Here is a 25,946-nt window from a genome sequence, read left to right on the forward strand (position 1 = left end):
TTCAGGATCTTGACGATCTGGGACTCGCTGTACCGTGACTTTTTCATGTCGCTCTCCGTTTGTCTCATTGTAGGCCGGAGAACTCTAATTACGCATGCACCGATTTTAGGGGATGGTTACAATATTGTATCGATCCGGGCCCTCCTATCGCACCGCACCTCAAACCTCGGCGCTGATGCTCCTATCCTCTCTCCGTCAAACATTGTGTTTCTTATCGCTCTGCTCAGTTCAGCCAATGAGTGTGGAGCAGTCCACGGCCTTGGCTCGACTAAGCTGATGACCTACACCGGGATGACAGCCCAAAGGATAAACCTCCAGATCAGCAAGCTGAAAAAAATGGGGTTGATACTTGCTACAGTACCCGGCGTCACGGGGAGGCAAATATTGGGGAGAACGACTACGTCTTATTGGCTAGACCTGAGTCATGGGTTGTTCAAGCTGCCGATTCCTTCAACGATCATCCAAAAGACTCTAGTGACTCTCGATTCTGGCGATGCCGCCCGTGCGCTTTTCAACATCAAAAGGCAATCAAGGGTCGTAAGACGTGAACACGCCAGGAAATCTGGGAAGCAATTGAGCGATCAAAAAGCCCTCAAACTCGCAACAGTCAAATTGCATGTTGAGCATTTAGTGGACATGCCGAATTTCGATCTCGCATTGGTGAAAGACTTTTTTAAGGAAGTCACGAATCCCGGACTGCTGTTAGCATTTCAGACAGTAGTGGATCGAGTTGCTCGCGAAATAGCCTTTTCACGTATGGCTGCAATTCCGGGAGAATCTAGAAAATCGCCGACCATCGGTCAGCTAAGGACATTATATCGAGAATTGTTGCCTGCTCGCTTTCAGCCGTTTAGATCTCCAGGCTTCCCTCTAAAAGAGAACCGGCAAATGCTTCTGAGAGCTGTTTTTAGGATTGCGAGCTTTTTGGCAAGTGACATACTGGCGAACCTGCCAACAATGGGAGGTAAATTTTCCCCGGTAGTCTCATTCGAACTGGTGCCAGCGCCCCGTGGATCGAACTTTCGTGTTCTGATCGCAGTAGTCTACCCTCCTGAGTCCCGTAGCAACGAGAGTAAGCAATCGAATGTTAACACCAATGAACTTACCCCCGAGGCCGGCTCTGAAAGCTAAAGGCTCGCATCCAGCTAGAGTCGCTCTGTTAGTTTGTACAGTGCTCAACAGATCTTCTGAACCAACAGGTCAGGAGATCAATCATGCAAATCCTCAGGCTCAGAGACGTTATTCAAACGACAGGCCTTGGCCGCTCATCAATTTATAAGTTTTCAGGCCAAGGCCTATTTCCCCGTCCCATAACGCTTGGTGGTATGTCAGTTGGCTGGACAACAAAACGAATAGACCAATGGATCGTTGAACGAGTGCGCGAACGTGATTCCGTCCCTGACAACGCAGAGCACACTACCTCATGGGCCGTCACCATTGGAAAAGGCAATATCTGTCAAACGGACCTACAGATCCTCAGAATCAAGCAAGTTATTGAGTTAACGGGCTTGGCCCGGGCGACGGTGTACAAATACATTCACGAAAGAGAGTTTCCGCTTCCGGTATCACTGGTAGGTGCCTCGGTCGGCTGGCTGCGGGCCGAAATCGAGTATTGGCTGGCTTGCTGTGCTGAAGAGAGTAGCGATGAGTCCCTCGATGAACCTGAAGCGCAATCCGAAGCTGCCTGACCCATACGCAATATACCAGTATCAGTAACGCCTCTGACTAGCCCCGCTACCAACACTAATTCTTTTTGCAACCGATCTATCTATCCTCCAGCTGTGGCCGACATTCCGCATCCAGCGCTCGCAACTTTCCTTACGAAGGAAAACATCCGCTTTTGGGTTTGTATGTTATTGACTAACAGCAGTACGCCTTATCAGTGGATACAGTAGCAAAGAGGAGATGGGCTCACCCAGTGAAAGCCCATTGCGGTACTGGGAGTGATTACAGAGATATCGAGAGAATCATCACCTTAAAGCAATGCTTTACATCCAGGTGGCAATGAACCGCATTCAGCAATTCAAATGAGCATCAAAAGGGACTTGACCGAATTACATTCAGGAGGACAGATCACTTTTTACATGCCGGGGTAATGGTACGAGCGCAAAGCTCAGACCATCTAACCTGGAGAATGACAATGGACCATCACACATACCACGATACCCCAACCGACGAAGAGATGATGGATTGGTTGGGCGGATTACACTGCGGTGAAATCATGACGAATCCAGCAGGCCAGCCAATCACGATGCCCTCAGATTACCACTGGCGCAACGATCTGATTTGGGTCGACCAACAGCTAAAAGCTATGGCCAATGCGCGCCATTTCCTTGATCACCAGCGACTGATTCAGCCAGAGGCCTTCGGTGCAGAGACAGTTGTATTGGCCCCAGATCCGCTGTTAGAGACGCTGACTGCTGTTTTCACCGTGTTAGTGGTTATGTTTCATGAGGAAAATATTGGTCGCTATTATCGACCCAGTCCCCACGCGACCTGCTTTCTTAGAGCCTTTGGCCAGAGTGCGTACCTCCACGAGGCAGGATTCTACCAACCACCATCATTGAACTCTCAGGCTGCAGAACAAGTTGTAAGCGATCTCAACCAACGACTGGAAGCCTGGTATCAGAGCATGATTCGGCAGGACTTTACCCGCGAGTGTAATCGGAATCGCCGGAACAGCCGAAACAATTACCAGCGTCTATGTGATCTGATGGAGGCGCTTTTTGAGTGCCACAGCCGCCTTATGGTTGTTCGGGTAGACCTGGGGTATAGAGAATTCGACAGCCCCTACATTGACTACGAGACGGCACGGCACCACCGGGAGCAATTCTGCCGTAATTTTTACACTCACGACCTGTTCAGATGCCTGCTGGGCCACGCCTGGAAGCTGGAGTGGCAACCTAAGAAGGGGTTCCACTACCATTTCATATTTTTCTTTGACGGTCATCAGTGCCGAGAGGACGTTACTCAAGCCCGCCTCATCGGGGAGCTATGGCAGCAAACCATCACCGGTAATCAGGGTCTTTACTACAACTGCAACCTCGATGCTGAGCGCCGCTACCACTACAACGCCATGGGATGTATTGACTACCACCAATTCCAGAAAAAGCGTGGGCTTTTCGAGATAGCGAAGTATCTGACAAAGGTCGACGAGTACGCAGCCATGTTGGTTAAAGACAGGACCTTTCAGACTAGCCATAAACCGAGCAGTCATGACGGACCGCGTCGTGGGCGGCCTCGCCTGTATCAGAGCACGCCTTTCAATTACGGCGATACTGATCTCTGATTCAACGTCGATAACGCCCAGCCTAATGTGGACACTGAGCCGACGCCCGGCATGACTGTTTAAACTCTCCGACAAATACTCTGAGCAATTGCAGGAGGAAGATCTATGAGAGTGCTCAGACTGGCGGACGTGCAAGATAAAACCGGACTGGCCAGGTCCACGCTGTACAAATATGTTGATGCAGGCACGTTTCCACGGCCCATCTACCTTGGCGGCAAAGCCGTAGGCTGGATTGATTCTGAGGTACACGAATGGCTGCTGGAAAGGCAAATCGAACGTGATATGACCCATGGAACAACCAGAGGCTGGAGCCTCTGATATTATTAAGTGTCTACCATAGACCTCGGTGGATCCTGGTGGAACCCAAAGCCGCCGGTTTTAAGCCGGCGGCTTGATTCCCTCTTAGTTGTTTGCAGTCGGAGTCAACGTGCAAACGGTACCACCTTCCACCCAGCTGACAACGCCAATAACAAGAATGTGGATCCGGACTCCTGAGCACCTCTAGCTTCGGCGCTTTATTCTGCTCACAGTGGACACCATCTCCTGCAGAGACCTTCTTTTACTGGGCGTAGAAGGAACCACCACCATCGCCTGAGATCCCGGTGCAAGCAACTTGCCATGCTTTTTACCCTGCTTGAATCTCCATCCATCACGAACCAGGTGTTTCGCATACCGATTAATATCCTTATCCGAAGAGAACTTCATTCGATGCCCCGGGCTTCCTTCGAATACCGTGAGAGAAACCGCTCAGGATTGAAGTTAACCTGCTCAAACGCTTTTTCAGCGCCAACCTCCAGAATAGGCTGACTGTACTGATACCCCTCGGAACATGGGGAGTTCTGGAAAAAGCGGCCCTGAGGATCAACCATGATGTAGGACTCCTGCATGTCCTGGTTGTCCTCAACCACTGCGATTGATCGATAAGCCGAATGCCGCGCAACGAAGGCCTGGAACTGGACATCGGTAACGCTAGTTGATTGATCAACTACCGGCAGCGCCCTGAGAATTTTCCATTTCTCGGGCTGTATTAAGTCAACAACACTCGATAGGTCATCCTTCCAGTTCAGTCGATTAACCACGGTATTCAGTTTCACCGCTAATACAGGATTGCAACGCCTGAGAAGCGCAAAGGAGCTGCTGAGGGAGTCCAGGTTCAGGAGCCGGCCGTGACTATCAACTCTCCCGATTAGGTTGTTGGTGTCGACGTTCCCAGAGTCGATACTAACCCCGAGCATATCGAGGCCGGGCGCTAGTAATTCGCATAGCTCCTCGGTCAAAAAGGAGCCGTTAGTAATCAAAGATGCCCGAATACCAAGCCGGCGCGCCTGATGCACAGCTGTCTGGACTGCTGAAGGGAAGAGCAAGGGCTCCCCACCTGCGATGTTCAAACGTGGATTGACACCTTGGAACCCAAACTTTCTGGCGGCGCCATCAGAACGGAAGAATCGTCCAAGCTCTGTCACCAAGGCACGAACCTTGTGTTCCTCTCTGATCAAGTCCTTTACGCTTTCAGCGCGCTCCCAATGGGCATAACAATATCGGCATGAAAAGTTGCAGGCCTCTGTTAGATGCCAATTGACGACAACGGGCACGGGATGTGAGGTTAGACTCATAAAAGCTCCTATCGGTTGATCGAGGAGCCAGAGTGTCAGGCATCAGATCTTCCCAGTATGAAATCCGCCGTACCCCCCTCTTCTCACTGAACCGAGGTCAAATAAATAACGGGGGGGGTACGCCACTTTTCAGTGAAAGCGCTACCAATTTCGACAAGGATGGGGCCATCACTAACCAAGGAGAAATATATGGCTACCTTCCCTTCGATTGAGACCGCATTGATGGAAATCCATCAAAGCTTGGGGCTCAAGCAGGATCAGACGAAGATCAAAAGAAAATTTAGTACCGGAAGCATGCGCCTTGCAGAGCACACGGTAATGGGCGAGCGGATCCTTCGTGAGATATTCGATGAGCTCGAACTTGACGGGCAAGCGCGCGCAGATTTCATGACCAACCTGACGGAACTCGGCAATGCCCTCAAGGGGCTGGAATGCAATACATGGACATTTCAGGCCGATGAAGAACAGGTCCTCTGGGTATTGTTGGGACACTTCTTTATGCCCGGTATTGCCCGCCACACAGCCTTCTGGAACCTACACGGCAATTTAGATCAGGGCATGCCTCGGGGAAGCTTTTGGTATCTCCCAGAACCGCGCACAACGTCTGAGGGAATGGAAATAGATCTTCCTGTAAAGCAGGTTGTCGATTGGCTGGCGGATTTAGCTGGTGGTTCGATTGAGCGCCTTTCCCTGGCGAGAGCTGGGGCTAAAAGCGGTAAAGGTCAAGATGATTTCGACACCTTCACCAGAACCTTGTACAACTGGCGAAACGGCACCCTTCCCTACCACGACAAGATTTATCAGTTTTTTCCTGACGACTTGGCCATTCCCTTCGAAGGCACATTTGAAATCGACGAAGCCCAGCCTGCTGCGCACCAGTTCGACGCCGCAGTGGCCTTTTTGAAGAGTAGAGAATTGGATGATAACAAGGATTCTCTCAGGCGAGAGCTTGCAATGGGCAACGATAACGATGTAAAGCGAATAATCGATGGTCAAGCAACGGAATCTGAAAAGGAACTTTTGGTACGTCTGGTCGCAGACCGCTACCAGAAACCAACTGCTAAGATCATCCGCCAACGCCTGCTTTTCGCTAGGTTGATGCAAGACGGTTACGACAGACTCTTGAAAAAGCTCTGCCCCGGTGTCGATAAGTTATGTTCTGACTTCGAGCAGAACAAACTGCTGCAAATTCTTGCGAGCTACAAGCATATCTACAATCTCACGATCGAGGCTTGGCGCAACTTCCGAAGTTCTGGCGAGGCGGCAGAAAATGCCTGGTTCGAAAGGCAGCTTGAACCCGGGGACGCAAACACTCTTTACCTGTCCATCCTTCCGTCAAAACGTAAGACCGGGAATCTCGAATTGGCGGGATTGCTGACCCAGCTGTTCTCTTTATCAAGGCCTGGCGATGAACTGACAGACATCGTTGGCAGTGACGCGTCGACTCACGCGCAGATAGTTCGTTCGCGTGAAGAGCTGCTGAGGAACCACGCAGAGGAAGCAAAAGCAGCTCGAGGCCTCATAAAGAGGGCTAGAACTGCCTCACCCTGGCGGACTTTTCAAAAGGAAAACCGTTTCGCTGTCATGGCGCAAGTAGCAAACTTCGCGGGACTTTCACCAGAGGCGAGATGGGCTGCGACCTCGAGAATGAAGGAACTAGCAGACACTCCCGAACAGAAGATTCAGCCGATATTGCTTGAGCTTAGCAACTACCTCGGTGGCCAGGGCAAGATTAGGTTGCCAAACGATTCGTCTACCCGGGTCGAATCACTTTTGGATGAAGCAAAGCAAAATTCTGCCTATGAGAATTGGCGGGCACTGTTGCTTCACTTTGAGGCCAAACACCATCTGGCCATGAACGACATCAACAATGCGTCAAAGAGCTTCCACCAAGCTTTTGAGGCGTCGAACGAGAAGGCGTTCGGAACTCTCAAGGGTGAGATCGCCTTGGATTGCCTCGCCACTGAAGTCGCGAACCAAAAGCTATTCCCAAATAACCACGAAAGATACTATCGGGCTATGCTTGGTTGGGGCGTCTTCAACAATCGTCAGGTGTTAGACATCTATGATTCAGCACGGGAAGCCGCCGATTATTTCTGGCATCAGCTATACAGCCCCTATCCCGGCATTGAACCCATGAAGCCCGTCTCCGAGCAAGCCTTGAAGGACTCCTTTGGTCTCATCATGTCTGGCGACTTACCCGGACTGGAAAACTGGATTAAGGATAACTCCCGCAAATTCAGCAATAGCTTGAAATGCGTTACCGGAGATTCGGTTCTGATGCTGTGGATCAAGCTCCGATCCCATTTCACTGATCAACTCCCCAAATTACGGCGTATCGCCCCGGCAGAGTTCGAATCAGAGCTGCAACGAGTGGAAACGGTAACAACAACCTGGAGACAGGCAATCAAATTGCTCGCGAGCAAGGTTGAAAAGCAGTTGAATTACGCTGATTTCAAGGGGCAGACTCCCCTGATGCTGGTTGCTGAGGCGGGTGATGCAGAATTGGTTCAATCCTTCCTCGACGCTGGTGCGGACCCTGATCTTAAGGATTTTGAAGGTAGATCTGCACTGCATGCTGCCGTGAAATCGCACGACAAAGAAACCATCGATGCATTATTGAACCACCCATGCACTACGGATTTAAAAACTGTGGACGGGCGCTCACCCATGCATACTGCAGCTTGGTCAGGAAATGGCTATGCAATTGATCGGCTTATTGAGCTATCACCGCAACTTGCATGGCGACGAGACTCGCATGACATGACCCCCTTGGAGCTCGCCGAAAAGTTGTGTGAAGAACCAGATGCCCTCGCCTATCTCAACCAAGAACTGGAGAACCAGAAGCGAAGACCGGTTTATGCAAAGGACTTGCAGGGGCTCATTAGCTCTCTGGAAAACGCCCCTGTGATTAATTGAACCACTGCTTCCAACGAAACCATACCTGGCCGGTTAAAACCCATCGGCCAGGTATAAATTTCGCCCTAATCCGCAATCCAGACCTTAAATGCTCGGAGTAATTACGCTGCCGAGCCATCGTCGATTCAGCTGCATTCATCCGGAGAGCATCCCTCTGATGCCTATTCACCAGACTGATATTCGATGAAGAGGTCATCGAAGAACGCCTTCCCGGATTCGGCAAGCACCAGATTCCCTTTTACATTGAAGTAGGCGATGTCTCGATCCACCAGAGCCACCTTTACTGCCTCTGGGAGCGGTTGATCCATCTTGCATGCCTTGAGAATCTGGTTAAAGATCGGATCGTTACCGATGTTTTCGAGGATTTCCCGAGAGATGCCGGCATCAGGTAGCGTCAGGGCTTCGAACATGAACCCCTTCTCAAGCACGCCGCGACCCAGCACCAGTAGCACCCCCTGAACCTGGCGGATGGCGCCAGTACTTTCATGATCCCTGGTGTCATCATCGTTCTGGGTCTCAGAGAGAGAGCGAACGTAGAAGAAGCCGGGGCGCTGCACCAGTTCCATTCCCATGTTGGCGTAAGCCTCGACGTAGTAGCGATCCCGCTCCTTAAAGAGTTCGCCGAACAGAGGGTTGGGCTCTACCTGCCCATTCACATACTGGGTCTGGTTGATGACCTGGCCCGCAGTCAGTTTTCGGAAAGCCTCCTGACTTAAGCGACGATTGACAACCGGGCGGCCAGGATGTATTTCTTGGATTAGGGGGGTGTCGTTCATGCGGTAATCTCCATGGCGGGGGCTTCCCGGGGAATAAGGGGGTGGTATGACAATGCCAACTCGCCGTGGGCAATTTCGAGGTGTTGGAAGCGGGCATGGAACTTGAAATCCGGGAGAGCCATTATCCAGTCCAGGGCTTCGAGAAGGTCGTTGAGGGTGTAGTCATCAAGGTGACTCCCTAAGTATTCGTGAAGAGAGGCATGAAGGTCTTGGCAATCATCCGGGATCGTCCACGTTTCGAGTAGCGCCTGGATCTCGTGTTGGCGTAACTGTTCTTGCAGCTCGGCCTCTGAGCGCCTCGCTCGCGCCGGGTCTACCGCAACAGAGCCGGCTTTATCGAGCTGGCTGCGTAGTTCCTCAATGCGTCGATCTGTGAACTCCTCAATATCGGCCCGGTGGTCGATGTCGTGCCATTCCAGGCGTGCAAAGCGCATCCGCTTAATTCCCGCGAAGGTGCCAGGTGACTGGATGGCGACGTGACGAACGGGAATGTACAGATTGCGGAAGCTATCATCGTGGCGTTCCTCTGTGGCGAGCCGGATAGCATTGAAGGCTCGCTCAACGGCGTCGTATTGCTGGCGCTGCTGCCGGTCCTGGCGGACATAGCGTTCAAGTGAAAGGCGCAGAGAGTCGATGTCCTTAACGTAGCTCTGGATGGCGTTGGCTGAGAGCTGCATCTCCTCATTAAGCGCTGGTTGGTCGCTTTCTCCCGCCAGCTTGGCAATGCGGCGTATGGCAGTGATCGCCGGGACGCCTTTCTTGAAACGTGTCTTGGGATCGAGGAATTCGAGGGCTGGCAGGATATATCGCTGGTAGATGCGGTTGATGTTCTCTAAGGCCCTGCGGGTTTCCGCCGCACCTTCGAGGCTGCCTACATCCTGTTGCTCCACTTGATCTGCCAAGTGATTCCCTTGAGCTTCGAGTGCCGCGATGCTTTCCTGCATCTTGCCGAGAGTGTCCTGTATCCGACGCCGGAGCAGGCGCAGTTCATCTGTGAAGTCGTCGTTCTCCCGGTCGATGGGCAGCTCCTGGAAGGCCGCCAGGCTCTGGTTGAGGCCGTCACGTAGATCCTCAAGCCCCGCCTGGCTCAACCCTCGCATGCGCCCGATATCAAAGTGGCGCAGCATGTCGACGACGAAGGGTGCCAACACCAGTGTGCCGCGAGCAGGATCTTTCCTGATGATCAGCCGCTCACGCAACAGGTTGTCTTCCGAGAGGGTGTAGCGGATGCGCTCACGTTCGCGGTCATTGCCCTGGTTTGCTTCCGTCTGGATAGCCTGGCGCACAATGGATCGGTAGAGCCTGGAGGGGATCTCTACATCCCCGTCGTGCTCTTCTATGTAGGCCACCAGCTGTGTAAAGAGTTGACGGTGCTCGATGATCTGCTTGAGCACGAATGGCGACTTGATGTTCACAGATCAGCCTCCTCCTTCGAAAGGGGCGCTCCTTCAATCTGGGTGTCTGCCGCCCGTCTGGTGAGCGTCCCTTTGCGGGAGAGTGACTCGCAGAGGCCATGGTGCACAACAGTGCGATTCTCTGCATAGGCCTGGGTGGCGTGGAACAGGCCGAGGTGGACGTAGTTGCCGAGCACCTGAGTAATCTTCGAGTCTCGGTTGGGATTGGCCACGAACAGGCAGTAGCCGTGCTGCTCGGCTATCTGGCGAGCGGTGCGCATGTTTTGGGTGGCCAGAGAGCCGAATTCGTCCATGACGAGTGGCATGGTCACCTGGGCGTCACCGTCCATCAGACGCGACATCAGCACCGAGAGCAGGTTGGTCGTGATCATCATGGTCGTGCCGTTAGACTGGGCATTCGTCGTCCAGCCTTCCTCGCCGCGTTTGCGGTACTTGTAATGCACGCCGGCCAGGATCTTGTCGAGACTGAGCAGGATGCCTGTGCGCCGGGCGTCCGCGTTAAAGAAGTCGGCCTGGAAGGCCTTTAGCTGCTCGTAGACCTTGTTGTCCTGCAGTTCGTCGCTGAGGAGGTCGGCCTTCTCAAGGTCGGCAAGGAGCTGTTCGAAGCGTGGGTGAAGCTTGTAGTCCACCCGCACCTCTTCCAGATCAGAGATCGAGAACTGTCCCATTTCAGCGTTGATCCCGCTGATGAAGGCGGCCACCAGTTGTTTGGCGCTGCGCAGGATCTCGACCTGGGAGTGTGTGGTCTTGTTGTGGCGATCGACCTGATGGCGGTAGTTCGCCTCTTGGGTGTCGAGGTTGTCGAACACCGCCTTGAGCTGCTCGTGGAACTCGGCCACCTGATCACTGGTGAAAGAGCTGAGATGGGCCTGGCTGTCGGCGTTGGGCAGGATGTTCATGGTGAGCAGCTTACGGAGCTGTTCGTGAACCTTGTTGCGCTGGGCACTCAGCTCATCGACACTCTTCTCAAGGGCCTCGATATTGGCCTCGCTGACCTCGCAAGGGGTCGGTTCGATCACCTTGTGGCGCCCTTCGAGGACGTTGTTGGCATCCCTGCCGATGCGGTCGAGGCGCTGCCGGATCAAGCGTACCTGCTGTGCCTGGCCTTGAAGGGTTTTATGGCCCTGCCGGGCTTTATTGCGGTTCTCATCGGCTTCCCGCCACTGTTCATCAGCCTTGTCGTGCTGGCGCTTTTGCTCTTCCAGTTTTTCTTCATTCTCGCGCAGCTCGCCATCCAGGCTCTCTTCCGTCTGGAGATTGGCATCGAGGGCGTTGAGCGCGTTCTTGTCCTTCTGAGCCTTGTCGATTTCCTTCTCTGCCTGCTGGCGGCGCCGAGCTATTTCATCGGCGCCCATAGTCGCCTCTTCAAGAAGCCTGTCGCGATATTTTTTGTCTTGGGCATTTCTCGCTTTCAGTTCGTCCAGTTGGACCTGCATATGCTGGCGGGTCTTCTCGGCGTCATATTCCTGGTGTGAAATATCACGTAGTGCGATAGGCTCCTGGTGGTGGCCCAACACCAAGTGGCCATCTTCCGACCGGAACTGCTGGCTGAACTGAGCGAATGCTTGTTTCTGCTCGCGGGTGAGCACTCCATGGGTGGTGCCCAGTGAGCGGTTCAGGGAGTTCAGGATACTGGCATCACTTACGGTGAGGTCGTCCAGCAGGGTTGGGGTGCGATTGGTGAGCTGTTCATCCAGCCATTTGGCTTGGCGTTCATTGCTGGCCAGCCGATCACAGATTTCGGCGTGTTGCTGTTGGGCCACAGCCTTATCGTTGTAGCCCTTGACGTCTTTCGCCTGTTCGGCGATGTGCTCATCGAGGCTTTCTATAATTTCCTGGCGAGGCATGCCCGGGAACTCGTTCAGGGTAGCGTGCGCAGCATTAATTTCCTTGCGTAGGCGCTCTACCTGCTTGCCGGTGGCCTTCACCTCGGCAGCGGTATTGGTAACCGAATTATTGGTGTCTCGCTTGATGCCACCAAGGGTCTCTGCGCGGTTTTCGGCCTCGTTGAGAGCCCGAGAGGCTTCCTCCAGCGCCTCCTGCAGGCGTCCCTCCTCGACCTCAACGCTCTCATTAAGATCCGCATAGGCCTTGGCCGCCTGGCCGCGCAGTTGTGTCTCATCCTGGAACGTCTCGTCAAACTTCTCCCAGCTGTCGGAGGCGTTGCGGATGCGAGTGATGCGGTCGCCTTCCTCACGAAGCTGGTGTGCCTCTTCTACGATAGCATTGAGGTCGAGCTGCAATTCTTCTTCTTTCCGGCTCTTCTGGCCCTCGATGATGGTAGCCAGGGTATCCGGCAAGGTGCGCTCGTCCGACGCGGAGATATCGAATGCGAGGTGCACGAGCTTGCGCCATGCATCCATCTCCCGCTTGCCGGCGCCATTGCGCAGGGGGAGCAGGCTGTAACGTCCGGCCTTCTTGTCATAGGGCTGATTGGTGAACAGGCGCTCTAGAATGGTCTTCGGGTCACTCAGCGGCTCACCGTCCATCTCACGCAGTACCGTCTTCACCCCCTGCAGGGTCATGCTCTCGACCGGAGCGCCGATTCCGCCGTCCCCGCCAGCATCGACATCCCAGAATAGCGCTTCGAGCCTCGCATAAGGACAAGGCACCACCAGGCGGGCGTACTCCATCTTGTCGGTGGCACCGCCACGATGCAGGACAATACAGAAGTCACCGTGGGGGTTCTCGGCTTCAAGTATGATGAAGGCGCGGTCTTCCGGGAAGTAGTAGCGAAAGCTCGACATCCCGTCATAGAGATTGCCGTTGGTACCCCGAAAGTTGAACTTGCTGCCGCAGTTTCGGAAGTTAACCTCCGGCAGGAGGAACAGCTTCAGGGCGTTGAGCATGGAGGTCTTGCCCAGGTTGTTCTCGCCGAAAAGCGCGGTGTGCTGATCGATACGGATCTGGGTGTAGGCATAGGCCGCACTGTTGACGAAGACCAGTTGCTTGAAGCGGAAGGTATCAAAGGTATCAAAGCCCAGATTCATCGGGTGGCCTCCGTAGTTGGCAGGGGTAGAAGGTAGGTTTCCTGTTCGAGGTGCTTACCCGTAGTGCGGATCAGGCCAGCTACATGAGCGCAGGGCGGTGAACGGCGTATGTGAGTGGCTAACTGCTGGCGCTGTTTCATGGTGAGTTCTCGCGTGGAAGCACTCAGGCGCTCCCGAAGATCCGCTGGTGCCAGAAAATAGAGCGGAGGGAGGTCTCCGCGCTGGTGAAGCGTGTCACACATGCGGATGCCACCAGGGTCCGGATCGAACAGGCAGCCGATTTCCTGGTACTGCTGGAAAAAAGGGGTAAGCAGAATGTTCGTGATGCTGTTACCACTGCCGTAGAGGATATCAGCGTCCTGCCAGGCCGGACTTAGCCCACAGGCTGGAAGAAGTGACAACGTGCCGTCAAGGCTCAGGAAGTTCTCAAGGTTCTCTACGATGACCAGCCGGGCGGCAGGGCTGCTCCCCAACGGCGCGCTGATCTCGCCTTGATCGTTCACCATGACAACCTGAGGGTGTGGCTGGCGGGCACTACGGACAGTGACCATGGCGCCGCTGACGCGAGCGCCGTGGCTGTTGCCCAGGCTGGACTGGTCAATCCGGGGAACTTCGTGGCGTTCCTCCGCCATACGTTGCCACTGTACCAGGAGGTCTTGATTCACCCCCAGGTATCTGACCAGGTCGCGACGGACATGCAACCGAGTGGCGTTGGCAAGCAGTTGGTCGATGTCCAGCGCGAACTGGTCTGCGGCCTGATGCAATCTAGGCTCAGGCAGGGCTTCTTCTCGAGATAGTTTATCGAGGTAGCCCAATAACTGGCTCCGCGAAATGCGACGTGCCACCATTTTTACCCCTGCGAAGTTTGCTGATATGCCAGACCTTAATTTATGGGAATATTCTAATCAGGCACCTTAGCCACATGAAAGCTACCAACTCTATTATGTTGTTACCGACTTTATTACCATGCCACTGCAAACGCGAAGCCCTTGAAGCGAAACTGACCATGCGCCTTAAAAAGGCTGAGGCGGACAATAGGTTCGTCATCACCAACCAGGGCTAATCAACCGCATTGAACATTTACTTCGGAATGGAGCAAGATAACGAGCACAACCTGCTTGTGGGATGAGATTCCGAGCAGAAAACACCGCTCCCTGCGCCGGCTCCGAATGAAAGCTATCACCTACTTGCTCACATTCCAATCAAGATTCGCCAGCGTACCTATCAGATCTCAATAGGATGGAACAATCCGGATGGCACCCAAGAACGGGAGATACAGAGTGTAGCCCGGCATTAGCGCCAGGAGTGGTAATGTGCAGATCTCAACCAACCTTTCCAGCTACATTGAAGCCAGGCGGGGACTACCGGTGCCTGGGAGAGTAATGCTGCCGATGATGGAGAATGACCAATTGCTCTGAGTAGCCATGAAACATTAAAGTACAGCGGCGTGTGGGTCTGGCTGGAGGGCTTTATCGAACAAGTCACAAAAGCTGACCAGAAGGGTGAAGACGCCGTTGCAGAACAAGAAGATACTCTTCGAGCGCTCAGCGCAGCCGAGATTGAACAACAAATGCCCGTCTTCAGGGCGTGCTTTGACTGGATCAGGAGCATTTAATGCCAACGCTTGAGTTCAAGGGCAAGCAATTTGTTTACTCCCATCACCTTGGGGTGCCATTTCGCGAGTTGAAGGTAATCTCGGACAAATCCTTTCCTGCTAAGGGTCAAGAACCCTCGTTGGACGACAACCTGATCATCCACGGCGACAACCTTGAAGCTCTCAAGGCCCTGCTGCCCACTCACGCCGGAAAGGTCGACTGCATCTTCATTGACCCGCCCTATAACACCGGTAATGAGGGTTGGTGCTACAACGACAACGTGCGCTCTCCTCTAATGAGGGAGTGGTTGAAGAAGTCCGCCAATCCGGTGGATAAGGAAGACCTGGAACGGCATGACAAATGGTTGTGCATGATGTGGCCCCGGCTCAATTTGCTGAGAGAATTGCTTTCTGAAAAAGGGGCCATTGTTATTACTCTCGATGACAATGAAATTCACCGGCTGCGCGGGGTGATGGACGAAGTCTTTGGCGAGGACAATTTCGTTGCGACAAGCTTGTGGCAGAAAAATTACTCCCCAAAGAACACGGCTGAATTTTTCTCCAGTGATCACGACTATGTACTGATCTACGCAAAAAACAAAAGCACACTTGAGATGGGATCTCTCGATCGGACAGAAGCGCAAGAGGGCCGATACAAGAATCTCGACAATGATCCTCGCGGGCCGTGGAAGACCAGCGATTTGTCCGCACGGAACCCATACAGTGAAGGCACATATCCGCTTGAAACACCCAGCGGCAGAAAGATAGACGGTCCTCCGCGAGGAAATTACTGGCGGGTCTCAAAAGCGAAATTTGACGAGCTAGACAGTGACGGCCGAATCTGGTGGGGCAAAGATGGTAGTAGTATCCCCCAAATAAAGCGCTTTCTGAGTGACATCCGCGCCGGACGGGTTCCACAAACATTGTGGTTCTATTCAGACGTTGGACATACTGATGAAGCAAAGAAAGAAATTAAGCAGATTTTGGATTTCGAAACAACAGCTGATGTCTTCGTTACTCCGAAACCGACTCGCTTAGTTGAGCGCGTTTTACAGCTTTTCACTGCCAATGACTCAGTAGTCCTCGACTCTTTCGCAGGCAGCGCAACCACAGCTCACGCCGTCCTGGAAGCCAACAAGAAGGACGACGGAAACCGCCGCTTCATTCTTGTCGAGTGCGAAGATTATGCCGACACCCTCACTGCTGAGCGCATGCGCAGGGTAATCAATGGCTACCCTTACACCGGTACCCAACGTGACGAACTACACCGAGAAAACATCACCTGGAGTACATTTGAGAAAAAGCACTCCAAGGTGCTGGAACATGTTGCGTCTATAGAGAATCTGCAAGGCCACGAATACGACAAGATCAGTAAACAGATAAAAGATGGTGTTCTCACTGTCACCGGTGAGCGCAAGGTGAAAGGAACCGCGCCAGGACTAGGGGGAAGCTTCACCTATTGCACACTCGGCGAACCTATAGACATTGAAAGCCTGCTTACCGGAACGGGGTTGCCCACCTTCGAGGCCCTGGCCCGTTATGTTTTCTACACTGCCACAGGCCAATCACTGGCCAAAGTCGGCGAACCGGCACCCGATGGCTTTATTGGTGAGACAGATCTATTCCGGGTACACCTGTTCTACCAGCCAGACCGTGAATGGTTGCGCTCCAATGAAGCTGCACTGAATGCCGAAAGAGTGTCAGCGATAGAACAGAGTAGCAAAAGCGGCAAACGCGCAATTGTATTCGCCGTTGCCAAGTTCATGAGCCAGAAAGAACTGACTGCCCGCCGCATCGAGTTCTGCCAACTGCCCTATGCTGTCCACAGAATTCTGGGGGATTAAGCATGGAATTGAAGGAGTACCAACAAGGTGTATTGAGCAAGCTGGACCGTTACCTGACAGGGCTTCAAGAGCAGCGCGAGGAGGCCGAAGAATTTGTTGAGTTCCAGCAAAGCAAAGGCAAAACGGGGACCCTTGGCGATTACTGCCGCGAAACATGGGATCAGCTAAATGCTGAGCGGTTACTGCCTTATCTTTACCATGGCGACCAACCGGTAGTAGCGCCACACCTGTCTCGCCATGATGGTTTGGGTCTATCAATACCTAACATTTGCTTCAAGGTGCCGACTGGCGGCGGTAAAACGCTGCTGGCCACCGCCGCTTTAGAACGTGTGCAAACGGACTACTTCAAGCGTCAGCTTGGACTGGTTCTATGGGTGGTGCCATCTGAAGCCATCTATCGACAAACCTGGAAGCAACTAGCAAACCGCGAACATCCCTACCGACAAATGCTGGAACGCGCATCTGGTGGACGGGTAAAGCTGTTAGAAAAAGGCGACGCTTTCACTCGCCGCGATGTGGAAGGCCAGTTGTGTGTGATGCTACTGATGCTTCCCTCTGCCGCTCGCAAGTCCAAAGAAACGCTACGCCTGTTCCGCGACAGTGGCCGTTTTACCTCTTTCTTTCCTATCGAGGATGACAGCGAGGCTAACCGCGCCCTTCTTAATAAAGTGCCAAACCTGGACCAGAACGATCTGGCTGACCTTGGGTTTGCGGAAGGGGTCGTGCCAGATTCCGTTTCAATTAAGCAAAGCTTGGGTAATGTGCTGCGACTGGCGCGCCCGGTTGTCGTGATCGATGAGGGCCACAAGGCCTACTCCGACACCGCCCGCGATACCATCGCCGGATTCAATCCCCGCTTCATTCTGGAGCTATCCGCCACACCGAACACCAATAGCAAACACCAGTCCAATGTCCTGGTGAACGTGCCCGGGGCGGATCTCAAAGATGAAGAAATGATCAAGCTGCCCATCAACGTGATCAACGAGGGGAAAGGTGGTTGGAAGCACACTCTGACTCTCGCCCATTCGAAACAGCAAGAATTGGAGCAAGCGGCGCTCGCCTTTCAGAATGAGTCAGGGCGCTATATACGGCCTATTGTTCTGGTGCGGGTGGAACGCACCGGTAAAGAGCAACGTGATTCCGGGATGGTTCACGCAGAGGATGCCCGGGAGTACCTGCGGGATCAGTTGGGAGTAAAGGAAGAACACATACGCCTCAAAACCTCTAGCGATGATGAGTTGGCAGACGAGGACCTCCTTTCGCCGACCTCTTCCGTGCGATTCATCATCACCAAGGACGCACTGCGTGAAGGGTGGGATTGCCCATTCGCCTACGCGCTGGCGGTGCTGTCACGCACGACCGCGACCACCGCACTGACACAAATGATCGGACGGGTGCTGCGCCAGCCTCATGCCAAAGCTACAGGGGTCTCCGCACTGGACGAGTGTTACGTATTCACGTTCGATCAGGATGTAACGGCGGCAATTAATGGTGTGCGCAAAGGCCTGGAAGATGAGGGCATGTCAGACCTGGCCGCCAGCGTAACCTCAGTGGACCCTGGTACCGGAAAAACACGGAATATGCGCCGTGAGACCATTCAGAGGCGAAATGAGTTTGCCGGTTTGCCGCCGATCTTTCTGCCCCGCGTGCTACATCGAGACATTAATTCGCCTGATTGCTACCGGCCTTTGGATTATGAAAGGGATGTGCTCGGTGCTTTGGATTGGGAAGCCTTGCAGTTTCTCGGCGCCGATAAAGCCACTATGAATACCGACAAGCTCGAACGCACTGTGGCCAGGGTAACACTTGATCGAAACGCAAAGCCGGACGGGCAAACCTCATTCGCGCTTGAACAAGAAGCCGTTTACTCCGTGCCAGAGGAGGGATTGGATATCCCCTACTTGGTGCGCCAGCTCCTGGATGTAGTACCAAACCCATGGCAAGGCATGCGCCTGCTGGAGGAAACACTCACGGCCCTGAGAAACAAAGACGTGACCGAGGCTCAGATATACGCAAACCGGCTCGACTTGATTCAGGCAATGAAGGTCGACTTGCGAGAACAAGTCAACGCAATGGCTGAAAACCTATTCCGAGACAAACTCGATAGCGGGGAGATCAGCCTGCGCCTGGTATCGTCGAATGACCCAGCCCTTAACTGGAAAATTGCCGAGACTCTTGAAATCAACGTCTCTGACGTGGACCCTTTGCTGTATCGCAAAAATGGTGACCCACTTGAAAAGAGCCTGTTCGAGAAGGTCTATCAAAGTGAGCTTAACGATCTGGAAAAAAGCACCGCCTGGTACCTGGACGAGAGCAAGCGCATTTATTGGTGGCACCGCATTGCCGTTAACCAACGCTCCTACGGACTGCAAGGCTGGCAGCGCCATCGCGTATACCCGGACCTCCTCGCCTGCGTGCATGGCGTCGAAAACGGCAAGTTTCGGTTCTCGGTTCTTGAGACCAAGGGCGACCACCTAAAGGGCAATGACGATACCGAGTACAAGCAAAAACTGTTCGATCTTTTCACTCGATACGCGGACGTGACAGCATCCATCGGGCAGCTTGCACTTGAGGGGCAGGACGAGCCCCTGAGCTTCCGGATGGTGATGGAGAAGGACTGGAAACAGACGTTGGTTGAGGAAGGCATACGTTAAAACCGTTGCTGTCATTCGAGCAGCTTACGCCATTAGCCGGAGGAGGATTGGGGTTCAACCTCTTTCAGCTTCATGCCAAAAGCTCGGCAAAATCGACGGCAAATTCTTGCTCTAGAATCACCTCACGTCGCATGCTTAAGTGCCGTCACATTTGAGCTAGACAAGCCTCAACATAATCTAGCTCTTGGGAGAGCTCACCTGCATGATTACGCAGATGGTTCAATTTCTGCCGAGCATCCTGCTGAACCTCAGCAGGAGCCCTGGTAAGTTGTTCGATCTTTCCAGCCTGTACGCCGATTCTCTCGTTCACGTCGCGAAGCAGCCTCTGGCACGAGGCTTGTTTTTCAGTTGGGAAAAGCTGGCACTCGAGCAAGCGGATTGCATCGTAGATTTTGATGACTTCAGCGCTGGTTTTAGAGTGTACAAAATTCAAGCTGGCCTCATCGAACGCATGATGCTCTTGATTCTGACCACCCCAGTTAACGAGGTCCTTCTTGATCAAACTGAAATGCGTGAGATCGTAGGCGATACGAGGCTCAACAAGCGCAAAGGTTTTTTCCAGACTGATCTGCAGGTAAATGTTTTTCTTAAGGTTGGATTTTCCAAACTTAGCAGTGATCAAGACCTCGTTCTCTAAGCAATACTCAACCACCATCGACTCAAACCAAATACGGCAGTAGATCAACGCCTGCCTTACGTCATACACCGCTAAGGCTTCCTGAATCTTCGCCTTAAACCCACCTGCGTAGTCGACAACCACGATACCTTTATTGGTATAGCTGAGTATGCAGCTGGAGTGTTGATCGGCTTGCGGATGCCTTTCTGCGATCATGCAGAAACGCTCCCAGAAGAGTCGGTCATGCGTCGTGACAACCATCTGAGTGCGCCTTAGGTACGGATCTGAAAAAAATAAGTCGATGATGTTGGATCGGTGATCACTGTCAATCGCGTTCACCACATCATCGAAAACGATTACCGGGAATTTGTTTTTCTCGGCCATCGCTAGAAGTAGCGAAAGCCCCAATGCTCGCAGATGGCCCTCACTCAGAGTAGAAAAGGCATCAAGGGACGTGCCATCAATGTTCGAGATCTTTATTCGGTACCCATCACCAGTTTTTTCAAAACGAATGGCTTCGATACTTTCATGCTCATCATCATGGTCATTGATCGCTTTGTAGTAATCGGCAGCTTTTTCCTCAATACCAGTGATGCGTTCTTTTTCCAAAGCAAGCTTATAGTTAAGCAAGTCGCGGTATAGGTTAGCGTATTCCAGTTGCAACTGCTTAATGAACGAATTGAATCTCACATTACCCGCATCTTGATCTCGAAGGCCGTCTCGCTGGATCAGCAAGGCCGAAATTTTTTCACCTGCGACAGTGTGAGCGCTTTGCGAGGCTCTCTTGTCAGCAAACAGCGCCCTGACGGTTCCTTCCGTTTCCTTGAGAGTTTGTGCCTGCTCTTCGAGACGCTTGACCTGCGACTCTGCACGCTTAACCTCTTCACTTTTTCGTCTGCAAGCATTCACATAGGTTTCGACGCCTGCAGAATCAATGGTAAGCAGCTGGTTAAAGTGATGAAGCACTTGCGCCGCGCCCTCGGCTCTGTCTGTCGCTGCGTCTAAATCAGCAACGGCTGATTCGAGTTCACCCAAACTCAGGGAACAAGACACGCCTAGGCGAGTATTCCTATCGACACCTGCGATGGCATTGGAAATTTTAGCGGACAGCCGGACGATTCGTTGGTCGTTGCGTTGCTGGGCACTTCTTAGTTCTTTCAAGATACCTAGGGACTGAAGCTCACGCCGCGCTTTCTCGAATGGGTTTTCGGCAACACTACTCAAGGGCGTGGAGCACGCGGGACAGACGTCGTCCTCTCTCGTGCTCTCGATAGCTACCAAGGCTTCATAAACAGCACTATAGTTAACAGCTGCCGCGTTGTTGAGAAACGAAGCTCCAATCTTCGATCTTCTCAAAAGTAAGCGGCTAGCGATGCGGCCCGCACGGCGAATTCGATCCATCAAAATAGCGCTGGGAGCCTCAGCAACCTTTAGTCGCTCGGCCTTGCGGATCTTTAGTTCACCCAGTTTCGTTAGTCGCAGAAACCTGACACGCACAGCGCCTTGCTGCGCGGAAGACAAGCCAAGATGGCCACATACCTGATTATTGATTTCGGTGACCTTTTCGGTAAGGCTTAGCCTCTCATCAATCAACTCTTCTCTCGCCCTGGCGATGTTAGTCAGGGCCTGCGTTTGGTCTTGTTTAAGGAACGTATTGAGGCTGAAGCTTTCTGGCTTTACAAATCGTGCTAGGACTTCTTGGAATTCCTCAAGACCAAACAACGTAGCAATAACGTCATGTTCAGGGCTACCAGTATCTTTGGACCCAAGCAAGGAGAACTCTTGCAGGCGATTGCGATCAATGAAGCAGCTTGCCCAAGAGAGGCTGCGTGTGACGGGAGCATTATCCATTCCCACCAGGGAGAGGGACATCTTGGAATCCCCTCTAGCAATGTATTGTTTAACCTTGGTCTTGCGTCGATCCGCCTCTTTGATATGTCCTGTGGTGCCATATTCCAGAGCCTCACACAACGAAGACTTCCCGCCTCCGTTAGGGGCATAAAAGATATTCTTGGTCTTGCTAAACCTCAGGAAGCTTCCTTTGTCATCAGGTGCAAGCTCACCAAATCCCCTGAAGTTCTTCAGCTGCATGTATGACAAGGGACTCAGCCCAGACGGGGCGACCCAATCAAGCTCGGGCTTTGCATCAAGCACCTTCTTGAAGCGTGAGGCGATAAGCTGATAGTCCTTCTCAAGAAGTTCATCAGCGGCCTTGGTCAAGTGATCTTTTATGTGATCAGAGTAACGGCCCTTACTCTGATTCGCTTTATAGAGGCACCAAAAGAGCGCCAAGTAGGCGTCGGACTTGCCGTCAAGATGACCTCTGGCAAAGCTCAAAAGGTACTGGCTCATCTCATCCTCGTCGTACTCAAAGATCGCATTTCAAATCCTTTTGCAGCGGTTGCATTCAAGAAAGTCATTTGTAGAAGGATGGATTTATTTTGCTTCCGGCAATTGACGGCTTTATAGCTGGCTCTACCTTAATACTAACTACCGCATTCCACGATTTTGCAAAAAGTACGCTCTCCATCGATACTGCTTTCTGTCACTCTGCGCAGGGCCAAGTGTCATATTTAACAATAGCTTAGACCAATTATGTTGGCTCTACCATCAAATCGCCGGAATTCTCTATTACCCCAATTGCGCCTCAGGGCCATAAACCGTACCCGCTTTATTACCAAGCCAGCGCTTTCCATCCAAAAAATAAACATACAAAGGCCCCGGTCAGTGGCCCATATAGAGCCACTCCGTCAAAATCTAACCAGAAGCCAGCTTGGTGAAGCTTAGATCTTTCCGCATTTTTGATATGATCGAAGAATTATCCGACGTGCCTTCACCTGCTCGAGCAGGATAAAACTCCTCAACCACCTGACTCATCTCATCTTCCTCATACTCAAATAACGCATTACCGAATCCCTTTGTAGCCGCAGCATCCAACGCCGCCTGATCAACGCCCTCCTCTTTTACCTTCCAGGCCTTTTCCCTTGCCTCAGCCACCGCTTCCTGCAGTGAAACCCCTTCCTGGATCACCAAATCTACATAGTAGATCGGCGTCCGATGACTCTGCGTCGTGCTTTTCCCTCTCAGCTTCAATTCCAACGGCATGTATGCCAATAGACCGCCAGAGACTGCCTGGTAATAGCTCAGCCTGGCCGCAAGCGTCCGGATGCTGTTGTAACCAGTCGTGCGAAAGATGAAAGTGCCGAGATCGTCGTCGTCACCAACCTTCACGTTCAGGCGGCCATAGGGCTTGCACAGACCACCTTTGCCGAATTCACACAGAGTTGGCCCCGGGCATGGCAAAGACTGCACTCCTGATTGCGTCAGGCGCTTACAGGTGTCGCCATTGCCTACACACATAGGCCGCCCGCTTTTGCGGTCGAACATGGTGTACTCAGCCCGCAGATTCAGTTCCGCGTCGTTGAACAGCATGCGCACCGGGATGGTTCGCAATTTGCCGTTTGGCGCGTCCTTTCTCAGTTCCTCGTCTATGGGGTGAGGTACCCAGCCATCCTTTTCCTGGATCTGGGAGGTGATGGTGAATTGATCGTCTTTCTGCGGTAGCCGGACGCCATTCTTTTCAACGACCCGACCTATGCTGATACGCCCCAACACGGGAGGCGTGATGGCTAAACCTTTAATCATGATCAATCTCCTGTAAAAAGGACCACGGGGCACTCGTCACGCCCGCTTGGCCAATGGGGTTTATGCTTGAATGAGGAATCGACGGCTTCCTGGCTTCGTCAGTGGGTATTGATCCAGTAGGTCTGGCTGATCCTTCAGGAGCTGCTTTACGTTGAGCCCCACGGAATCCTTGCTGCGTTTCCAGCTCACGCTGCCACTTAGAAAGGTTGCCTTTGAGGCTTCGCCCATCTGGCTCTCGATTCGCTGTTTCAGGTGGGATTCGGTAGAGCTGAGGACTTCCATTTCCTTGCGGATTGCCAACAATTCGTCGAAGGCATCGGACAGCTCCTTGCTTTGGCTGAAGTCCAGGGTCTCCCCTCTGTCCACTGGGTACAGGTGGCGCAAGGCACGTTCAGCAGAATCGGTTCCATCGACCGGTGGTGGAGTATCCGTTTCCACGAAATCCCAGAATTGGCGCTCCAGCAAATACAGTGCCTCGATGAGCTCCTCATTCCGTTCAATGCGGTAGATCTTCAGCTCCTGGCCGCACAGCAGAACGCACACTCCCGCTGCCTGTTTGCCGGTGACAGCTAACTGGTGCTGCACCTGGCACTGGATGTAGTCCGGCACACCCTCTTTCCAGAGATGTGATCCGAACTCCCCTGCCGTTTTGCATTCCAGGATCTGAACGTCGTCATCGGCCACAACCGAATAATCCAGGTTGGCCAACATCCAGTGCTTTTCCGGATCTGGGTGCTGCAGGACTGCATTGACCCGGCGTACCTTCCGGCCCGTCTGCTGGCTGTACTGTTCCGCCACAATCGGTTCCAGGATATGCCCCCAGTAGACCGGTGAAGCGGGATCGTATGAATCCGGTTTTGGTAAGCCAGCATCTCTGCCGGTCTTGACCATCCAGAGCTCCAACTGGGACTGGTAAGGGTTCATGCCCACGGCTGCAGCCGCATCGCTACTGCCAATGCCCTGCTTCCGTACCTTCAACCATTCGTCTTGGCTGAGGCCCTTGGTGGAGACAAGGCGTAATGCTGGCCGTTGTTTCTGAATTGTGTTTGCATTCATGCCCATAGTGTTTTCCTCCAGACATAAAAAAGCCCGCCAGAGCATCAGGCTCCGGCGGGCTTTATGACGGTTTTGAGATTTGTGGGATCGGCTCAGGCCACCAGTGACATGGCCTGCTCTAACGCACGGTTCTTTACAGCGGCACCGGTTCCGAACCAGGCGGAATCCAGTCGGTGATCCACGGTTTTCGCCCGGCGTTGGTGATCTATGAATTCAGTAACGGCATTCAGCAGGCCGTAGGCCGTGCCTTCTGAGGATGCCAGGTTGGCACCTATGCCCTCACTTTCGAACAGACCCAGAGCCTTCGCCATGGAGCGCTCGTTGGTTTTGCCTACGCCAGTGCCGGAATCGTCAGTGAACACCTTGAGGAAGTAGTTCCTGGCTTCGGTGGTTTTCACCTTCCGTTCGCTCAGGGTCTTCAGGCGGTACATGAAGTCATCCCAGGCGGATACGGAGATACCCAGTTGCTTCTTCACCAGGTCCGCATCAAAGGCTGTGTTGTGCTTCACCTTGACGGCATTGGCGGTGGAGCCTTTCAACGCAACCGCGAGGGTGTTGTTGCACACCACGCGGATACTGGTGAACTGAGCAGTGGTTGCCATAGTGCCGTCACACGCGGTGGCCAGTAGCACATAGGCATTAGTCTGATCGTTACCCTTGAGCATGCCGGACTGACCGGTACGAGCCAGTGCCCACACTTTTCGGCCACCTTTCAGAACACCTGCAGTTTCAAGCTCGAAACCAGATACCTCGGTCAGGTCCCTATAGAATTCCAGGATCTCTTCGGGCTGAACCACCTTGAAGCGGTTACCAACCACCGACAGCGGTGCCCGTGTATCCGAGCGGTAAAGCACTTTGGAATCTGGGTAGGACAAGATCTCGCCCAGAGTGCCGCCAGAATTAGTGACATAGCGGACCGGGCTTTCCTGAATCTGCCAGTCCAGACCGGCTTGTTTTGCCCAGACTTCCAGCGGCTGGTTCGTGGTCAGTTCATTCCCCAGGCCATGCCAAGGGGTTCGGCCAACGTAGGCCATTTGCTCGATGAGGTGAGCCATGGTTGTTCTCCTTTGAAGTGCTCGAGGGGAATTAGCGGATGTCGTCTGGGGAATCAGAGTCGACACTGAAGAAATAGCCGCAATCGAGGCAGCGGTAATTGTCGAGCACACGATCATCTAGGACATCGCCCAGAATCACGCCAGCGGAAGCGCCGGTGGCGCCTCCCAGCAGTGCACCGATGACGGCACCACCGATACCGCCGACCGTTGCGCCGACGGGTCCGGCAACTATACCCAGCGCGGCACCTGCTCGAGCACCGGCTGTCGCAGCAGAAAACCCGCCATAGGCGCCTGCAGACGAGCCGACCATCCCAGCGGTTTTCTTGCCGTAGTTGTTCTTGCCAATCCGGACGGACAGGCAGTTGGGGCATTTTTCATGCATTGGAAAATTCCTCTGTGACTGGGGACGGAAGGCACTGTCAGTGTTCCTATTCATAGAGGTGATATAGGGTTGAAAATATCTGGAATCGATATCTCTAC

The 25,946-nt window shown here is 53.2% G+C and carries 17 protein-coding genes; 7 read left to right on the forward strand and 10 right to left on the reverse strand.

Translation table 11 applies throughout. From position 1 onward, the window contains the following. The 4 genes from E5Q11_RS05605 to E5Q11_RS05620 all read left to right on the forward strand — a co-directional run. The coding region (locus E5Q11_RS05605) for a hypothetical protein (protein ID WP_210426291.1) at positions 1 to 1,131 on the forward strand (1,131 nt) is incomplete at its 5' end. Positions 1,132 to 1,214: 83 nt separating this feature from the next. Beyond that, the gene (locus E5Q11_RS05610) at positions 1,215 to 1,688 is read left to right on the forward strand and encodes an AlpA family phage regulatory protein (RefSeq protein ID WP_210426292.1); all 474 of its coding nucleotides are present in this window, start codon (positions 1,215 to 1,217) and stop codon (positions 1,686 to 1,688) included. 452 nt (positions 1,689 to 2,140) lie between these two features. Further along, complete coding sequence (locus E5Q11_RS05615) at positions 2,141 to 3,289, forward strand: YagK/YfjJ domain-containing protein (protein WP_135802450.1); 1,149 nt, start codon at positions 2,141 to 2,143, stop codon at positions 3,287 to 3,289. 105 nt (positions 3,290 to 3,394) lie between these two features. Beyond that, on the forward strand, positions 3,395 to 3,607 hold the full coding sequence (locus tag E5Q11_RS05620; protein ID WP_135802451.1) for a helix-turn-helix transcriptional regulator: 213 nt from the start codon (positions 3,395 to 3,397) through the stop codon (positions 3,605 to 3,607). A gap of 383 nt (positions 3,608 to 3,990) precedes the next feature. Here the strand turns inward: E5Q11_RS05620 and E5Q11_RS05625 are convergent, their stop codons facing one another. After that, positions 3,991 to 4,902, reverse strand: a complete 912-nt coding sequence (locus tag E5Q11_RS05625) for a viperin family antiviral radical SAM protein (RefSeq protein ID WP_135802452.1) — start codon at positions 4,900 to 4,902, stop codon at positions 3,991 to 3,993. A 189-nt stretch (positions 4,903 to 5,091) separates the two neighbouring features. Here E5Q11_RS05625 and E5Q11_RS17765 point away from each other — a divergent pair, with 189 nt between their 5' ends. Beyond that, the gene (locus tag E5Q11_RS17765; RefSeq protein ID WP_168215619.1) at positions 5,092 to 7,821 is read left to right on the forward strand and encodes an ankyrin repeat domain-containing protein; all 2,730 of its coding nucleotides are present in this window, start codon (positions 5,092 to 5,094) and stop codon (positions 7,819 to 7,821) included. A gap of 161 nt (positions 7,822 to 7,982) precedes the next feature. Here E5Q11_RS17765 and E5Q11_RS05635 read toward each other — a convergent pair whose 3' ends face one another. Genes E5Q11_RS05635 through E5Q11_RS05650 form a run of 4 tightly spaced genes read right to left on the reverse strand, consistent with a single transcriptional unit; the run spans position 7,983 to position 13,850 of the window. After that, a complete protein-coding gene (locus E5Q11_RS05635) occupies positions 7,983 to 8,597 on the reverse strand; it encodes a condensin complex protein MksE (protein ID WP_135802453.1) in 615 nt (204 codons plus the stop codon). Beyond that, positions 8,594 to 10,012, reverse strand: coding sequence for a hypothetical protein (locus tag E5Q11_RS05640; protein ID WP_135802454.1), 1,419 nt, complete (start codon positions 10,010 to 10,012; stop codon positions 8,594 to 8,596). The genes E5Q11_RS05635 and E5Q11_RS05640 overlap by 4 nt, the downstream gene beginning before the upstream one ends. Next, positions 10,009 to 13,002 carry a hypothetical protein gene (locus E5Q11_RS05645; protein WP_135802455.1) on the reverse strand — a complete coding sequence of 998 codons (2,994 nt, stop codon included), beginning with the start codon at positions 13,000 to 13,002 and terminating at the stop codon, positions 10,009 to 10,011. The genes E5Q11_RS05640 and E5Q11_RS05645 overlap by 4 nt, the downstream gene beginning before the upstream one ends. Then, a complete protein-coding gene (locus E5Q11_RS05650) occupies positions 12,999 to 13,850 on the reverse strand; it encodes a hypothetical protein (RefSeq protein ID WP_135802456.1) in 852 nt (283 codons plus the stop codon). The genes E5Q11_RS05645 and E5Q11_RS05650 overlap by 4 nt, the downstream gene beginning before the upstream one ends. A 766-nt stretch (positions 13,851 to 14,616) precedes the next feature. Between E5Q11_RS05650 and E5Q11_RS05660 the strand changes: the two genes are divergently transcribed. Both E5Q11_RS05660 and E5Q11_RS05665 read left to right on the forward strand, forming a co-directional pair. Beyond that, positions 14,617 to 16,440: a site-specific DNA-methyltransferase gene (locus tag E5Q11_RS05660; protein WP_135802457.1), complete on the forward strand. Its 1,824-nt coding sequence runs from the start codon at positions 14,617 to 14,619 to the stop codon at positions 16,438 to 16,440. Positions 16,441 to 16,442: 2 nt separating this feature from the next. After that, positions 16,443 to 19,094 carry a DEAD/DEAH box helicase gene (locus E5Q11_RS05665; protein ID WP_135802458.1) on the forward strand — a complete coding sequence of 884 codons (2,652 nt, stop codon included), beginning with the start codon at positions 16,443 to 16,445 and terminating at the stop codon, positions 19,092 to 19,094. Positions 19,095 to 19,239: 145 nt separating this feature from the next. Here E5Q11_RS05665 and E5Q11_RS05670 read toward each other — a convergent pair whose 3' ends face one another. The 5 genes from E5Q11_RS05670 to E5Q11_RS05690 form a co-directional block, all read right to left on the reverse strand. After that, positions 19,240 to 22,062, reverse strand: a complete 2,823-nt coding sequence (locus tag E5Q11_RS05670; RefSeq protein WP_135802459.1) for an ATP-binding protein — start codon at positions 22,060 to 22,062, stop codon at positions 19,240 to 19,242. Between the two features lie 405 nt (positions 22,063 to 22,467). Beyond that, on the reverse strand, positions 22,468 to 23,355 hold the full coding sequence (locus E5Q11_RS05675) for a recombination directionality factor (RefSeq protein ID WP_135802460.1): 888 nt from the start codon (positions 23,353 to 23,355) through the stop codon (positions 22,468 to 22,470). Between the two features lie 60 nt (positions 23,356 to 23,415). After that, on the reverse strand, positions 23,416 to 24,417 hold the full coding sequence (locus E5Q11_RS05680) for a YqaJ viral recombinase family nuclease (RefSeq protein ID WP_191964419.1): 1,002 nt from the start codon (positions 24,415 to 24,417) through the stop codon (positions 23,416 to 23,418). A gap of 86 nt (positions 24,418 to 24,503) precedes the next feature. Then, a complete protein-coding gene (locus E5Q11_RS05685; RefSeq protein ID WP_135802462.1) occupies positions 24,504 to 25,466 on the reverse strand; it encodes a DUF932 domain-containing protein in 963 nt (320 codons plus the stop codon). A 31-nt stretch (positions 25,467 to 25,497) separates the two neighbouring features. Next, complete coding sequence (locus E5Q11_RS05690; protein WP_135802463.1) at positions 25,498 to 25,848, reverse strand: hypothetical protein; 351 nt, start codon at positions 25,846 to 25,848, stop codon at positions 25,498 to 25,500. Between the last annotated feature and the right edge of the window lie 98 nt (positions 25,849 to 25,946).

This window comes from Marinobacter confluentis (genome assembly GCF_004785685.1).
GTDB lineage: Bacteria > Pseudomonadota > Gammaproteobacteria > Pseudomonadales > Oleiphilaceae > Marinobacter > Marinobacter confluentis.

Coding starts and splice junctions, on each gene's coding strand:
- E5Q11_RS05685 (WP_135802462.1), bottom strand. CDS start 25,466: ATGGCTCACCTCATCGAGCAAATGGCCTACGTTGGCCGAACCCCTTGG.
- E5Q11_RS05650 (WP_135802456.1), bottom strand. CDS start 13,850: ATGGTGGCACGTCGCATTTCGCGGAGCCAGTTATTGGGCTACCTCGAT.
- E5Q11_RS05635 (WP_135802453.1), bottom strand. CDS start 8,597: ATGAACGACACCCCCCTAATCCAAGAAATACATCCTGGCCGCCCGGTT.
- E5Q11_RS05670 (WP_135802459.1), bottom strand. CDS start 22,062: ATGAGCCAGTACCTTTTGAGCTTTGCCAGAGGTCATCTTGACGGCAAG.
- E5Q11_RS17765 (WP_168215619.1), top strand. CDS start 5,092: ATGGCTACCTTCCCTTCGATTGAGACCGCATTGATGGAAATCCATCAA.
- E5Q11_RS05680 (WP_191964419.1), bottom strand. CDS start 24,417: ATGGGCATGAATGCAAACACAATTCAGAAACAACGGCCAGCATTACGC.
- E5Q11_RS05645 (WP_135802455.1), bottom strand. CDS start 13,002: ATGAATCTGGGCTTTGATACCTTTGATACCTTCCGCTTCAAGCAACTG.
- E5Q11_RS05610 (WP_210426292.1), top strand. CDS start 1,215: ATGCAAATCCTCAGGCTCAGAGACGTTATTCAAACGACAGGCCTTGGC.
- E5Q11_RS05615 (WP_135802450.1), top strand. CDS start 2,141: ATGGACCATCACACATACCACGATACCCCAACCGACGAAGAGATGATG.
- E5Q11_RS05675 (WP_135802460.1), bottom strand. CDS start 23,355: ATGATTAAAGGTTTAGCCATCACGCCTCCCGTGTTGGGGCGTATCAGC.
- E5Q11_RS05620 (WP_135802451.1), top strand. CDS start 3,395: ATGAGAGTGCTCAGACTGGCGGACGTGCAAGATAAAACCGGACTGGCC.
- E5Q11_RS05665 (WP_135802458.1), top strand. CDS start 16,443: ATGGAATTGAAGGAGTACCAACAAGGTGTATTGAGCAAGCTGGACCGT.
- E5Q11_RS05660 (WP_135802457.1), top strand. CDS start 14,617: ATGCCAACGCTTGAGTTCAAGGGCAAGCAATTTGTTTACTCCCATCAC.
- E5Q11_RS05625 (WP_135802452.1), bottom strand. CDS start 4,902: ATGAGTCTAACCTCACATCCCGTGCCCGTTGTCGTCAATTGGCATCTA.
- E5Q11_RS05690 (WP_135802463.1), bottom strand. CDS start 25,848: ATGCATGAAAAATGCCCCAACTGCCTGTCCGTCCGGATTGGCAAGAAC.